A 13,620-nucleotide genomic window follows, 5' to 3' on the forward strand; every position below is an offset into this window, starting at 1 on the left:
AGCGGCCCGGCAGCGGCCCGACGGCGGTCGCCCGTCCACCGTCGCCTCGGGGGGACGGATCTCGCTACGTTGCCGCCATGCGCGTAGCGGTCGCCGTCAGCGGTGCCGGCCCGGACGACGTGGTGTTCGTCGAGGAGGCGGAGCGCCTGGGTGCGGACTCGGTCTGGGTGGCCGAGGCGTGGGGATACGACGCGTTCACCCCGCTGGCCTTCCTCGCGGCCCGGACCAGCCGCATCCGGCTCGCGACGGGCATCGCCCAGCTCGGGGCGCGGACGCCGGCGCTGCTGGCCATGTCGTCCATGTCGATGCAGGAGCTGTCCGGCGGCCGGTTCCTGCTCGGGCTCGGCACCAGCGGCCCGCAGGTCATGGAGGGCTGGCACGGCGTGCGCTTCAGCGCCCCGTTGACGATGACCCGCGAGACGATCGAGGTGCTGCGCACCGTGGCGGCAGGGGAGCGCCTGGTCCACGACGGCGCGGTCTACCGGCTGCCGCTGCCGGACAGCGCCGGGCGGGCGATCAGGTCGATGGCCCCGCCGGTCCCGGTGCCGGTCTACCTGGCCGCGCTGGGGCCGAAGAACCTGGCCCTCACCGGTGAGCTGGCCGACGGATGGCTGGCCAACGCGTTCATGCCCGAGACAGCGGCCGCGTTCCTCGAGCCGCTGGCCGCCGGCGCGGCCCGGGCGGGCCGGACCGTCGCCGACCTCGACGTCGTCGTCCCGGTGGGGGTGGAGTTCACCGACGACGAGGAGGAGGCCGCCCGCCGGCACGCGCGCGGCTACGCCTTCACGATCGGCGCGATGGGCAACCGCAGCCAGAACTTCTACAACGCCGCCTTCGAGCGGCAGGGGTACGGCGACGACGTCCGCGCCGTCCAGGAGCTGTGGCTGGCCGGTGACCGGGACCGGGCCGCCGACCGGGTGCCGGTGGACCTCGGCCGGCGGACCAACCTGCTCGGCCCCCGGGAGGTCGTGGCCGAGCGGATCGCGCTCCACCGCGGCGCCGGCGTCACCACCCTCCAGGCCAAGCTGACCGGGTCGCTGGACGAGCGGCTGGGCACGCTCGGCACGCTCCTGGAGCTGTGCGCCGAGCCGGCCGGGCAGGGGGGGTGAGCGTCGTGCGGTACGCGGACGGTCCGACGGTCGAGGTCGAGGTGCTGGTCGACGCCCCGGCAGGCACGGTGTGGTCGCTGGTGAGCGACATCGGCACGCCCGTCCGGTTCTCCGCGGAGCTGCAGGAGGCGCACTGGCTCGACGGGGAGCGCTTCGTCGGGCGCAGCGCCCACCCGGCGATCGGGGAGTGGGAGACCGTCTGCACCGTCGTCGCGCGCGAGCCCGAGCGGGTCTTCGGCTGGGTGGTCGGCGACCCCGGGCACCCGTCCGCCGAGTGGCGGTTCGTCCTCGAGCCGGACGGGCCGCGCACCCTGCTGCGCCAGTGGATGCGGATGGGCCCCGCGCGGTCGGGACTCAACCTCGCCATCGAGGCGCGCCCGGACAAGGAGGAGCGCATCGTCGCCCGCCGACTGGAGGAGCACCGGGCGAACATGCAGGACACCGTCGACGGCATCCGGCAGATGGCCGAGGCCGCGCAGGCGTCCGCGCCCTGACCAGCCCGGTCGCGGCCGGTGGTCCTCGTGCGGGCCCGGCCCGCGCCACCCGTCCCCGCCGGGAGGGCGGCCGGCGACGCACGGCGGAACGGGGCGTCGTCGCCGCCGCGCCCCCGTGGAGCACACTGCCCGGGTGCCGACCCTCCGCCTGACCCAGGACGCCGCCGCCGACGACCTGCTCGGCCGCGATCCCCTCGCGCTGGTCCTCGGGATGCTGTTCGACCAGCAGTTCCCGATGGAGCGGGCCTTCGCCGGGCCCCGCCTGCTGGCCGACCGCATGGGCGTGGACTCCCTCTCCGCGGCGGCGATCGCCGACGCCGACCCCGACGCGCTGCTCGCCTGGTTCCAGGGTCCGCCGGCGGTGCACCGCTACCCGGGCTCGATGGCCGCCCGCGCGCAGGCGCTGTGCCGGCTGCTGCTCGAGCGCTACGACGGCCGCGCCGAGCAGCTCTGGGACGACGTCCCCGACGGCGCCACGCTGCTGCGCCGCATCGGGGAGCTGCCCGGGTTCGGCGCGCAGAAGGCCAAGATCCTCGTCGCGCTGCTCGGCAAGCAGTACGGCGTCACGCCGCCGGGCTGGCGCGAGGCCGCCGGCTCCTACGGCGAGGAGGGGTCGCGACGGTCGGTCGCCGACATCACCGGCCCCGAGTCGCTGGCCGAGGTCCGCGCCGCCAAGCAGGAGGCGAAGGCGGTCGCCAGGGCGGCCGGGGAGGCGGCCGGGAAGGCCACCGGCAGGGCCGCGACGCCCCGCTGAGCCCGCCGCGGGATCCGGTCCCGGATAGTCCGCACGGGCGCCTGCACGGCCTCATCCGCGGTGGCACCATGGGGTGCGGACCGGGGGATCCCCGGGGGTCCGACCCCGCGGGGCAGGCTCCCGGCCTGCACAGACGACACCGTGCCGTCGGTGCCCCGGGCCAGCGGAGGGATGGGTGTCCGTGGCCTCGAGCCAGCAGTCCGCACGACCCCGCCGGGCGGAGCCGGTGCTGATCACCCAGGCCGAACCCAGCCTGGTGGAGCAGCACGCCGCCCGGAAGAAGCGGTACGTCCTCACGATGGCCGTCCGCGGCGTCAGCCTGGTGCTGGCCGCGGTGTTCTACCAGACCGTGTGGTTGATGATCATCTTTGCCGTGCTCGGCACGGTGCTGCCGTGGATCGCCGTCGTCATGGCCAACGACCGGCCGCCGAAGAAGAAGCTCGACGCCCACCGCTACGTCGCGCCCCGGCCCGACCGCACCCTGGAGGACCCCGCCGCCCGCCGGCGGGTCATCGACGGCGGGACCGTCATCGACGGCTGAGCTGCCCGCTCAGCGCGCTCCCGGGCGGCCGACCACCGCGGCCGCCCGGGCCAGCCCGGCGTCGAGGGCGTCGGCCGGCGCCCCGCCGGCCAGCCAGACCGAGAGCAGTCCTGCAGTGAACGCGTCCCCCGCGCCGGTCGTGTCGACGACGACGGCGGGGTGCGCAGGCCGGTGCACCAGCGTCGCGCCGGCCGCCCACAGCGCGCCCTCGGCGCCGAGGGTGACCGCGACCGCGCGGTGCCGCTCGGCGAGCGCCCGCGCGGCCTCGCCCGCGTCGGCGCGGCCCGACAGCAGCCGCGCCTCCTCGGCGTTGGGCAGCAGCAGGTCGACGCCGGCGGTGTCGGCGAGCCACCGGTCCACGCCGTAGACGGTCAGCGGCCCGGTCGAGGCCGGGTCCAGCGACACGGTGCACCCGGCCTCGCGGGCGGCCGCGAGGGCCGCCAGCCCGGCCGCGCGCGGCCGCTCGTGCAGCAGGGTGTAGCCCGACAGGTGCAGGTGCCCGCCGGGTCCGGGTGCTGGGACGTCGTTGGCGCGCAGGTCGAGGTTGGCACCGCGGTCGGCGAGCATGCTGCGCTGCCCGCCCGGCTCGACCAGGCTGACGATGGTGCCGCTGGCGGCCCCGGTCACGGTGCGCACCGCCGTCCGCACCCCGGCGGCGGCCAGCTCGGCCAGCAGCGCGGCCCCGGCAGCGTCGTCGCCGACGCAGCCGGCCAGGACCACCGGCACGCCCAGGGCGGCCAGGTGGGCCGCCACGTTTGCCCCCGCGCCGCCGCCTCGGCTGCGGATGGTGGCGGGCCGGTCGGAGCCGGGCGCCGGCTCCCCGGACAGGACGGCGACGACGTCGGTGGCCAGGTCGCCGACGACCACCACCGGCCGGGCGGGCACCTCGCCGGCGCTCAGCGGTCCTGCGTCGCCAGTGCGGCGGCGATCCGCCCGGCCAGCTCGGCGTTGCGCAGCACCAGCCGCACGTTGACCGCCAGCGTGGCGCCGTCGCTGGCCCGGTGCAGGTGGTCGAGCACGAACGGGGTGACGTCCTTGCCGCGCACCCCGGCGGCCTCGGCCGCGGCCAGCGCGTCGGTGATCACCCGGTCGTGCAGGTGCGGGTCGAGCTGCTCGCCGGCCGGCAGCGGGTTGGCGACCACGACGGCGCCGGGCGCCAGCTCGCGGCGGGCGGCCAGGACCGCGGCGGCCTGCTCGGGGGAGTCGACCGACCAGTCGACGGGGGACCCGGAGTCGGCCACGTAGAAGCCGGGGAACGTCTTCGTGCGGTAGCCCACGACGGTCACCGACAGGCTCTCCAGCCGCTCCAGGGTGGCCGGGACGTCGAGGATCGACTTCACCCCCGCACAGACGACGGCCAGCGAGGTGCGCGACAGGGCGGTGAGGTCGGCCGACTCGTCGAAGGTGTCGGCCGACTGCCGGTGCACGCCACCGAGCCCACCGGTGGCGAAGACGCCGATCCCGGCCGCGGCGGCCAGTAGGGCGGTGCTGGAGACGGTGGTGGCACCGGACAGGCCGAGGGCCGCGGCCACCGGGAGGTCCCGGACGCCGAGCTTGGCCAGGCCGGGGTCGGCGCAGACCCGGTCGACCTGGGCGGGGGTGAGCCCCACCCGCGGGACGCCGTCGAGCACCGCGATCGTGGCCGGCACGGCGCCGCCGGCGCGGACGGCGGCCTCGACGTCGTCGGCGGCCGCGCGGTTGTCCGGGCGGGGCAGGCCGTGGGCGAGCAGCGTGCTCTCGAGGGCGACGACGGGCCGTCCGGCGGCCAGCGCGTCGGCCACCTCGGGGGAGAGCTGCACCGGGGGCGCCGCGGCATGGCGGCCGGTCGCGGGGGAGGGGTCGACGGACACCCCGTCATCATGGGGCCTGCCATCATGGAGCCCGGGCGGGCCCCCGCCCGGCACCTCCCCGGTGCCGGGCCGCTCGCCGGGACCCGCCACCGACCCCGGGAGAGCCCGTGAGCGACACCGACCTCCTCGAGAAGCCCGACGTCCGCGACGCCGACACCGGCAACGCCAACGAGGTCTTCCACTACGTCCGGAAGAACAAGATCGCCGAGAGTGCCGTCATGGGCACCCTGGTCGAGGCCCTGTGCGGCGAGGTCTTCCCGGTGACCAAGAGCCCCAAGCCCGGCAGCCCGGTGTGCCCGGCCTGCAAGGAGGTCTACGAGCAGCTCAAGAGGGACTGAGACCGGGCTCCGGGGACAGGCCACCGGGCCCGTCCCGGGTCCCGCCGTGAGCCTGCGAGCGGGTGGAGGGACGGCGTGCTTCAGCCGAGGCCGAGGCGCCTGGCCTCCGCGTCGAGCTCGGCGGCACGCCGGCGCTGGGCGCGGCGGGTGTGCCGCCGCAGCGGCGCCGGCCAGCGCTCCTGCACCGTCGCGTTGAGCTCGGCGCCGAGCAGCAGCGACATGCCGAAGAAGAACAGGAACAGCAGCGCCGCGATCGGGGTGGCCAGCGCCCCGTAGGGCAGCGCCGCGACGAGGATGTCGGTGACGTAGAGCCGCAGCGCCGTCGCCACCACCACGAAGAACGCGATCGCCAGCACCGTGCCCGGCAGGTGCCGGTGCCACGGCAGCCGCCGGGGCAGGATCACGTGGTAGAAGCTCGTCAGGGCCAGCAGCAGGCCGACGAGCACCAGCGGCCCGTAGACCGCGTTCACCAGCAGGTTCGCCGTGTCCTGCCAGTCCTGGGGCAGCAGCGCCACGAGCAGCCCGGGTCCCAGCACCAGCAGCGGCAGGGTGACCACGGCCAGCAGCAGGCCTACGACGAACAGCCACAGCGCCATGAGCCGGGTGGCGATCGGGCCGCGGACGTCGCGCTGGTCGTAGGCGATGACGATGGTGTTCATGAAGGTCGCCGTCGCCGACGACCCGGCCCACAGGCTGAGCAGGAAGCCGAGGCTGACCACGTCGAGCCGCCCGGAGCCGAGGATGTCGGCCAGGGTGGGACGGACGAGCCCGTCGACGACGTCGGGGGTCACCACCTCGCTCGAGGCCCGCAGCAGGGTGTCCTCGATGGTCTGCACCGACGCGGCGCCGATCCAGTTGCCCAGGTAGCCCAGCGAGCCGAGCAGACCGATGAGCAGGGGCGGCACGGAGAGGATCTGCCAGAAGGCCGCCTCGCCCGACAGCCCGAGGATGCGGTCCTTCCAGGCCTTGGCCACGGTGTGGCCGAGCACCTCCAGCGGTACCCGGACGACGGTCGGCCAGTGGTCGAGCCGGCCGGGCCGGTCGACCTCGGCGCGCCGCGCCCCGGACGCCGGCGCGGCGCCGTCCTCTCCCGCCGCCGGTGTGTCCGGGGGCGGGGGACCGGCCGGGGGTCCCTCTCCGGCGGTCCCGTCGGTGCGGGACCGCCCGCCGGCCCGCACGGTGCTCACCCGGCCAGTGTGCACGCCCGCGCGGGGCGCCCGCCGCCTCCGCGGGGTGGCCGCGTCGGCGTCCCCCGGGTGGGCGAGGCTCAGCGGGTCCGGCGCGCCTCCGGCCGCCGGCCGGGAGCCGACGGTGCGGCCGGCGGGACGACACCCTCCGGCGGCGGCGCGGCGGGGTCGACCGGCTGCTCCGGCGGGACGCAGCGGATGACCGCCTCGGCCGCGTAGGAGGTGTCGAACGACTCCCGCCGGACCTCCGCGCCGGACTGCAGGTCGCGGAACACGCGGGTCACGGTGACGTCGAAGCCCTGGGCGCCGCCCTGGGGGATGCAGTTGCCGTCGTCGACCTTCTCCTGGACGGCGGGCTGCCGGACGTTGCGCCGCGCACCCTCGATCGCCTCGACCTCGTAGTACCGGGTGCCGTAGAAGGTGACCGTGACCGACCCGCCGGAGGCGCCCGGCGTCCACTGGGTGTCGACGTAGATGCCGGTCTCGGTGTCGTTGCGCCACTGCAGGTCGATCTGACCCTCGTACACCGTCGCCTCGCGGCCGGCCGGGTAGCGGCTGATGTAGAAGCTGTGCGGCTTGTGGTAGACGTCCTCGAGGCCGGCGAAGAACACCGCGTTGAACATCGTGGTGGCGAACTGGCTGATCCCGCCGCCGACCGCGGTCGAGAGCTCCCCGCCGCTGATGACGTTGGCCGGCACGTAGCCCTGGGCGGTGCCGCGCGGGCCGGTGAACGTGTTGAGGCTGAAGGTCTCGCCCGGCAGCACGAGCGCGCCGTCGACCTCCTCGGCCACGACGCGGATGTTGGTGCCGCTGGAGTTGTTGCCCGTGGTGGTCGTGAAGGAGCTGACCTCCTCGCGGATGCCGAGCGCCTGCGCCTCCTCGGTGGTCAGCTCGGCCGGGACCGCGCCGAGCGCCGCGGTCACCGTGCGCGGCGCGGGGTCGGGCAGCACCTCGAGCAGCTGGGTCGACAGCGCCGCGGGGTCGACACCGGTGCCGTCGACCGACGGGACGACCGTGACGGTGCCGCCGCTGATCTCGAAGCGCGCGTCCTGGGGCGGGGTGCCGAAGGCGGTGAAGTCCTCGCCCACCGCCGTCTGCAGCGCGGCCGGGTCGACGCCGACGGTCAGCTCCCCGCCGTCCTCCGGGGTGAACGTGAGCGACGCGGCGATGGCCTCCACCGGGATCTCCACGGAGGTGGCACCGTCCTGGCTGGTCACCGTCACCGGCGCGGCCAGCGCGGGGGTGACGGTCTCCTCGAGGACCCGCTGCGCCTCCTCGGTGCCGACGCGGACCGGGACCTGCTCGACCGGCAGCTCGATCGGGGTGTCCGGGTCCCCGCCGGAGGCGAGCGCGTCGGTGATGGCCTCGGCCGCGCCCTCCCGGTCCAGGGTCCGGCCGTCGACGGGCTCGACCAGGCTCGGTGCGGTGCCCGCGAGGGCGATCGTGGCGTCGACCGGGACGCGGTCGACCTGCGTGGCGATCGTGTCGACCTGCGCGGTGAGCGCGGTGTCCTCGCCGGTGATGACCGGCGCGACCTCGCGCTCGCCGAACAGCGAGGCCAGCCGGGTCCAGGGGGCCAGCGGCTGGTCGTCGGCGGCGTCGACGGTGCCCTCGACGTCGAGGGTGATGCCCGCGGTCGCCGGGGAGAGCGTGGCCTCCACGTCGTCGGCGACGACGACGTGGTCGGCGGCCACCCGCGGGGCGAGCTGCTCCTCCAGCCGCTGCGCGGCGGACGCGGGGGACAGGCCACCGACGTCGACGCCGGCCACCACGGTGTTGCGCGGCACGTCGTCGCCGGCGACCAGGAGGTCGACGCCGTAGGCGGCGCCGAGGACGGCGAGCAGGCCCACCGGGGCGACCAGCGCCGGGCGGCGCCACCAGGGACGGCGGGGCGCGCCGGCGCCGGCGGGGGGATCGGCGGGACCGTCCCCCGGACCACTGTCCGAGGCGCTGCCCGGGCCGGGGTCTCCGGAGCCCGGGGCGGCCGGCGGCGGGGGGCTCTGCGCCGCGGGGTCCTGCACCGCGGGGTCCTGGGCCGCCGCGGGCACGGCGTCGCCCAGGACCACGGTGTCCGAGGCCGTGTCGGCGACAGGATCGGGCGTGGGGTCGGGCGTGGGTCCGGACACCGGCTCGCCGAGGTCCACCGGCCGGGTGTCGCGGGCGGGCACGGGACCGCCGGTCAGCGCCACCGTGTCGTGGACCGGGTCGGCCGGCGGCGGGTCGGCGTCCGCCGCCGCGGAGGCGGGGGTCTCGGCTGCCGGGGTCGCCGCCGTCGGGGTCGCCGCTGCCGGGACGGGCGCTGCTGCCGGGGCCGGGACGGCCCCCGGCGGCGGAGGCACGGCGTCGGGACCGATCGGGCCGCGGTCGCGGGGGACCGGACGGGTGTCGTCGGACAGGCCGCCGTCCTCGAGGAGGAACGGCGTGTCGGCGGCGGAGACGCCGTCCCGGGATGCCCCCGGGGAGGTCGCCTCGCCGGCGGCGTGGGGGGCGGGGGACTGCGGCATCGGGTCTTCCTCCGGTCGCCGTCGACCGGGGGTCCCCGGGAACGACGGAGCCGCCGGCCCCCCGTCCGCCTCAGGCGGGTCGGGGGTGCCGGCGGCGGCGTCGGGTGAGGGCTTCATCGCTGAGTGCGACGATAGCGCCTCTCTCAGTGCGCGAGGCGCTGCTCGCCGTCCGTCTCGATGATGTCGACGGCGATGTCGCGGAGCTTGCCCTCGTACTCACGGGCGTGGTGCCCGCAGAACACGAGGTCGCTGCCGCTGGCGAGCACGACACGCACCTTTGCCAGTGCGCCACACCGGTCGCAGTGGAAGGGCACGACCAGGTCGTCGGCGGCGGGGGTCGTCGTCAGCGTCTGGGTCATCTGGGTCATCACTCGCTCTCTACCGCACGGACCCGCGGCTGCGGATCGGCCTCCTGCACAGCGCCAGGATGGACCCCTGTGTTCCCGTTGCTCCGGTCACTGCGGTGGACTCGCCCGGGGTTGGTGAGCCGGTGACCGCTGGGACAGGTGGGTTCAGCAGGGACGTCACTGGTGGTGCCGGTCTGTCGGGGTGGTGCTGCTCGTTCCGTACGCCGGGTGGGTTCCGGCTGTGGGTCCGCTGCTGTCTTCGACGTCCCTCACGCTACGCCGTCTACCCGACCGTCGCCGTCGTACACCGCCCGGTCCGCCCAGGGGGGTGAGATCGTGACCTCCCCGCGACCGGGACGACACACGGCGGCGACACGGCGGGACCGGGGCGGACGGCGACGGCCGACGCCCCGAGGGGGCGCCGGCCGTCGCACGTGGTCGGCCCCGTCCGGAGGCTCGCCCCGGGCGTGCGAGGGGTGAGGGGGACGGGGTCCTTCCTCAGTCGAGGTAGTCGCGCAGCACCTGCGACCGGCTGGGGTGGCGCAGCTTCGACATCGTCTTGCTCTCGATCTGCCGGATCCGCTCACGCGTGACCCCGTACACCTGGCCGATCTCGTCGAGCGTCCGCGGCTGGCCGTCGGTGAGGCCGAAGCGCAGCCGGACGACGCCGGCCTCCCGCTCCGACAGCGTCTGCAGGACGCTGGTCAGCTGGTCCTGCATGAGGGTGAAGCTGACCGCGTCGACGGCGACGACCGCCTCGGAGTCCTCGATGAAGTCACCGAGCTGGCTGTCACCCTCGTCGCCGATGGTCTGGTCGAGGCTGATCGGCTCCCGGGCGTACTGCTGGATCTCCAGCACCTTGTCCGGGGTGATGTCCATCTCCTTGGCCAGCTCCTCCGGGGTGGGCTCGCGGCCCAGGTCCTGGAGCAGCTCGCGCTGGATGCGGCCGAGCTTGTTGATGACCTCGACCATGTGCACCGGGATGCGGATGGTGCGGGCCTGGTCGGCCATGGCGCGGGTGATCGCCTGCCGGATCCACCAGGTGGCGTAGGTGGAGAACTTGTAGCCCTTGGTGTAGTCGAACTTCTCGACCGCACGGATCAGGCCGAGGTTGCCCTCCTGGATCAGGTCCAGGAACGCCATGCCGCGGCCGGTGTAGCGCTTGGCCAGGGAGACCACGAGGCGGAGGTTGGCCTCCAGCAGGTGGTTCTTGGCGCGCTCGCCGTCGCGGACGATCCAGTTGAGGTCCCGGCGCATCTGCGGGGAGAGCTTGATGCCCTCCTCCTCGGCCTGGCGCAGCCGCTCGGCGCCGTAGAGCCCGGCCTCGATCCGCTTGGCGAGGTCGACCTCCTCCTCGGCGTTGAGGAGCGCGACCTTGCCGATCTGCTTGAGGTAGGCGCGGACGGAGTCGGCCGAGGCGGTGAGCTCGGCGTCCTTGCGCGCCTGCCGCAGCGCCTCGGACTCCTCCTCGTCGTCCCACTCGAAGTCGCCGCCCTCGGTGGTCTCCTCGACCGCGGCCGGGACCTCCGCGACCTCGGCACCGTCGGGACCGGCGACGACGGTCTCGTCGAGGGTCAGGCCCTCGGCGCCGGCGTCGACCACCGCGACGGTGGACTCCTCGGAGGCGACGGCGGTCAACACGGTGCCCTCACCGGCCCCGGGGGAGGGGGTGATGCTCGGCTTGGTGCGGGCGCCCGCGGCGGCCCTCGCCGGGGCCTTCTTGCGCGCGGGCTTCGCGGACGCGTCGGCGACCCCCACGGGGGCGTTGGTCCGGGAGGCCCGGGTGCCGGCGGCGACCGTCCTGGAGCGGGGGGTGCTCGCGGCGGCGTCGTCCGGTGCTGGCTTGTCGGCGGGCACTCAGGTTCCTTCCCGTGCTGGGTGCGTTCCCCGGGAGCGGGTCTGACTCCCGGGCAGCGGCCCCGATCGCGGCCGTGGGGCCAGGAGGGCCGCCGGACCGGCGCGGTGTTTGACCGCGGCGCGGGCGGGGGATTACTCCCGGCTGGCTGGCGACGGCTGGGGCTCCACCATTGTAGCTACGGAGTGCGGTGTGACCACCGTCCTGGACGGTCCTGCTCGCCCGGACGGGGCGCCACACCACCGCAGGCCGGCCCGTCCCCCCACGGGGTGACCGGCGCTCCGGGCCGCACGCCCCGGGTGGCGGCCCCTCTGCAGGGGCCCGCCGCGAGCGTGCGAGCGGTGGGGACAGCGGGGTCCTCCCTCAGTGGTCGATGCGCTCGGCGGCGGTCAGGGCGGCGCCGACGATGCCCGCGTCGTTCTGCAGCTGGGCAGGGACCACCGGCGTGCGCGTGGTCAGCAGCGGCACCCACTTGTGCGCCTTCTTGCTCACCCCGCCGCCCACGATGATCAGGTCCGGCCACAGGCCGCTCTCGAGGACGTCGAGGTAGCGGTCCACCCGCTTGGCCCACTGCGGGTAGCTGAGGTCCTCGCGGTCCTTGGCGGCGGCCGACGCCTTCTTCTCGCCGTCGTGGCCGTCGACCTGGATGTGGCCGAACTCGGTGTTGGGGACCAGGTGCCCGTCGACGAACAGCGCGCTGCCGATGCCGGTGCCGAAGGTCAGCATCAGGACGACGCCCCGCTGGTCGCGGCCGGCGCCGTAGCGCATCTCGGCCAGGCCCGCGGCGTCGGCGTCGTTGATCGTCTCGACGGTGCCGGGGACCAGCGCGGTCATCCCGGCGTCGACGTCGGTGCCGATCCAGCCCTTGTCCATGTTGGCCGCGGTGTGCGCGACGCCCTTCTTCATGACGCCGGGGTAGGTGACGCCGATCCGGCCGGTCCAGCCGAAGGAGTCGACGATCCCGGCCACGACCGCGCAGACGGCGTCCGGGGTCGACGGCTGCGGTGTCTCCACGCGCATCCGCTCGCCCTCGAGCACGCCCTGCTCGAGGTCGACCAGGCACCCCTTGATGCCGCTGCCACCGATGTCCACACCGAAGCCCTGCACGGCGGTCACCCTAGTGACCCGCGCCGCAGTGCGGGGCTCCGCTCGGGCAGGATCTCCCGGGTGAGTGCCGCGACCCCGCCCGCCGAGCTGCTCGACCTCGCCGTCGCCACCGCTCGGGAGGCGGCGGACCTGGTCGCCCGGGAGCGCGGGTCGGCCGCCGCCCGCGTCGACGTCAAGTCCAGCCCCACCGACGTGGTCACCGCCGTCGACCGGGCCAGCGAGCAGTTGATCACCGCCCGGCTCCTCGAGGCGCGTCCCGACGACGGCCTGCTCGGCGAGGAGGGCGCCGACCGTGCGGGCACCAGCGGCGTGCGCTGGATGGTCGACCCGATCGACGGGACGGTCAACTTCCTCTACGGGCTGCGCGGCTACGCCGTCTCCATCGCCGCCCAGGTCGACGGCGCCACCGTGGCCGGGGCGGTGCTCGACGTGCCCACCGGGGAGCTGTTCACCGCCCTCGCCGGCGGCGGCGCGTTCCTCTCCACGCCGGCCGAGCCGGAGCCGGTGCGGCTGTCCGCCAACCGGCCGGACTCACTCGGGCAGACCCTCGTGGCCACCGGCTTCGGCTACCGCGTCGAGCAGCGCCGCGCCCAGGGCGCCGTCGTCGCCCGGCTGCTCCCGGAGGTGCGCGACATCCGCCGCTACGGCTGCGCCTCGCTGGACCTGTGCGCGGCCGCGGCCGGGCGGGTGGACGCCTACTACGAGCTCGACCTCAAGCCCTGGGACCACGCCGCCGGTGCCCTGGTCGCCGCCGAGGCGGGCCTGGTGGTCACCGGACTGCCCGGCCGGCCGTTCGCCGAGCCGATGGCGGTCGCCGTCCCGGAGACCGTCGCCGGGCCCTTCCTCGCCCTGCTCGACTCACTGCACTAGTCGAGCCACCCTCCAGGGGCCTCCGCCTGGCGTGCGAGGCGTGGGAGAGGGGTGGTCCGTCAGCAGGCGGCCTCGGCGCTGGCGATCGGGGTGAGGGTGGCCGCGACCTCCTCGGGCGAGGCGAGCCGGTCGAACTCCGGGCCGATGACCAGGTCGACCTGCGCGGTGGCGCGGGTGTCGAGGTGGTCGCCGGCGCCGGGGAGGAACAGCGCCAGGTAGCCCGCGGCGTCGTTGCCGCGCGGGCCGTGGCGGACCTCGCCGGGCCCGGTGACCTCGCGGTCGGTGGGGTCGTTGGCGATCTCGTCGACGACGAAGCCGCGGGCCTGCAGCTCCGAGGCCACCGTCTGGGCCAGCCCGGCGGTGTCGGTGGCGTTGTAGACGCGGACCGACAGCGTCGTGGGGTCCAGCGACGGCGGCGCCTCGGCGGCGGTCGCGCAGGCGGCCTGGGCGGCGTCCTCGCGGGCGCCGGCGTCGGCGAGCACCTTCCACCACACGCCCAGTGCCGCGAGGGCGAGCACGAGCAGGAAGACCAGCGGCCCCACCGGGCGCCGGTCCCGCCGGGGACGCACCGGGGGGCTGTCGGTGCTCGTGCTCACGGTCGTCCTCCTCGGCGGGGACCCGGCACGACTCGGCGGGTCGCGCGGAGTCTAGAGGCGGCCCGCCG

14 protein-coding genes are annotated in these 13,620 nt (G+C 75.7%); 6 read left to right on the top strand and 8 right to left on the bottom strand.

Features of this window, described 5'->3' with window-relative positions:
• Window positions 1–77 precede the first annotated feature (77 nt).
• The 4 genes from JOD57_RS21400 (at window position 78) to JOD57_RS21415 (ending at window position 2,898) form a co-directional block, all read left to right on the top strand.
• Window positions 78–1,109: an LLM class flavin-dependent oxidoreductase gene (locus tag JOD57_RS21400; protein ID WP_204693859.1), complete on the top strand. Its 1,032-nt coding sequence runs from the start codon at window positions 78–80 to the stop codon at window positions 1,107–1,109.
• Window positions 1,106–1,603 (top strand): SRPBCC family protein, encoded by a 498-nt coding sequence (locus tag JOD57_RS21405; RefSeq protein ID WP_204693860.1) that lies wholly within the window; start codon window positions 1,106–1,108, stop codon window positions 1,601–1,603. Before JOD57_RS21400 ends, JOD57_RS21405 begins: the two co-directional genes overlap by 4 nt.
• A gap of 133 nt (window positions 1,604–1,736) precedes the next feature.
• A complete protein-coding gene (locus tag JOD57_RS21410; RefSeq protein WP_204693861.1) occupies window positions 1,737–2,357 on the top strand; it encodes an HhH-GPD-type base excision DNA repair protein in 621 nt (206 codons plus the stop codon).
• Between the two features lie 226 nt (window positions 2,358–2,583).
• Window positions 2,584–2,898, top strand: coding sequence for a DUF3099 domain-containing protein (locus JOD57_RS21415; protein ID WP_307824845.1), 315 nt, complete (start codon window positions 2,584–2,586; stop codon window positions 2,896–2,898).
• Between the two features lie 9 nt (window positions 2,899–2,907).
• On the opposite strand, the gene JOD57_RS21420 is transcribed toward JOD57_RS21415, so the two are convergent.
• Together JOD57_RS21420 and JOD57_RS21425 are read right to left on the bottom strand one after the other, a co-directional pair.
• Complete coding sequence (locus tag JOD57_RS21420; protein ID WP_204693863.1) at window positions 2,908–3,783, bottom strand: carbohydrate kinase family protein; 876 nt, start codon at window positions 3,781–3,783, stop codon at window positions 2,908–2,910.
• A gap of 11 nt (window positions 3,784–3,794) precedes the next feature.
• On the bottom strand, window positions 3,795–4,748 hold the full coding sequence (locus tag JOD57_RS21425; protein ID WP_204693864.1) for a pseudouridine-5'-phosphate glycosidase: 954 nt from the start codon (window positions 4,746–4,748) through the stop codon (window positions 3,795–3,797).
• Window positions 4,749–4,855: 107 nt separating this feature from the next.
• Between JOD57_RS21425 and JOD57_RS25800 the strand changes: the two genes are divergently transcribed.
• Window positions 4,856–5,086, top strand: coding sequence for a DUF3039 domain-containing protein (locus JOD57_RS25800; RefSeq protein WP_204693865.1), 231 nt, complete (start codon window positions 4,856–4,858; stop codon window positions 5,084–5,086).
• 80 nt (window positions 5,087–5,166) lie between these two features.
• Here JOD57_RS25800 and JOD57_RS21435 read toward each other — a convergent pair whose 3' ends face one another.
• The 5 genes from JOD57_RS21435 to ppgK all read right to left on the bottom strand — a co-directional run bounded on the left by JOD57_RS21435 (window position 5,167) and on the right by ppgK (window position 12,095).
• Entirely contained in the window at window positions 5,167–6,273 is a 1,107-nt protein-coding gene (locus tag JOD57_RS21435; RefSeq protein ID WP_307824846.1) for a YihY/virulence factor BrkB family protein, read from the bottom strand.
• An 80-nt stretch (window positions 6,274–6,353) separates the two neighbouring features.
• Complete coding sequence (locus JOD57_RS21440) at window positions 6,354–8,777, bottom strand: VanW family protein (RefSeq protein WP_204693866.1); 2,424 nt, start codon at window positions 8,775–8,777, stop codon at window positions 6,354–6,356.
• Window positions 8,778–8,920: 143 nt separating this feature from the next.
• Window positions 8,921–9,145: a DUF7455 domain-containing protein gene (locus JOD57_RS21445; RefSeq protein ID WP_239568717.1), complete on the bottom strand. Its 225-nt coding sequence runs from the start codon at window positions 9,143–9,145 to the stop codon at window positions 8,921–8,923.
• A gap of 477 nt (window positions 9,146–9,622) precedes the next feature.
• Window positions 9,623–10,981: an RNA polymerase sigma factor gene (locus JOD57_RS21450; protein WP_307824847.1), complete on the bottom strand. Its 1,359-nt coding sequence runs from the start codon at window positions 10,979–10,981 to the stop codon at window positions 9,623–9,625.
• 361 nt (window positions 10,982–11,342) lie between these two features.
• A complete protein-coding gene (gene ppgK / locus JOD57_RS21455; RefSeq protein WP_307824848.1) occupies window positions 11,343–12,095 on the bottom strand; it encodes a polyphosphate--glucose phosphotransferase in 753 nt (250 codons plus the stop codon).
• Window positions 12,096–12,146: 51 nt separating this feature from the next.
• Between ppgK and JOD57_RS21460 the strand changes: the two genes are divergently transcribed.
• On the top strand, window positions 12,147–12,956 hold the full coding sequence (locus JOD57_RS21460; RefSeq protein ID WP_204693867.1) for an inositol monophosphatase family protein: 810 nt from the start codon (window positions 12,147–12,149) through the stop codon (window positions 12,954–12,956).
• 59 nt (window positions 12,957–13,015) lie between these two features.
• Here JOD57_RS21460 and JOD57_RS27105 read toward each other — a convergent pair whose 3' ends face one another.
• The gene (locus tag JOD57_RS27105) at window positions 13,016–13,552 is read right to left on the bottom strand and encodes a LytR C-terminal domain-containing protein (protein ID WP_204693868.1); all 537 of its coding nucleotides are present in this window, start codon (window positions 13,550–13,552) and stop codon (window positions 13,016–13,018) included.
• Window positions 13,553–13,620: the final 68 nt, after the last annotated feature.

The sequence above is a fragment of the Geodermatophilus bullaregiensis genome, assembly GCF_016907675.1.
Classification (GTDB): Bacteria; Actinomycetota; Actinomycetes; order Mycobacteriales; family Geodermatophilaceae; genus Geodermatophilus; species Geodermatophilus bullaregiensis.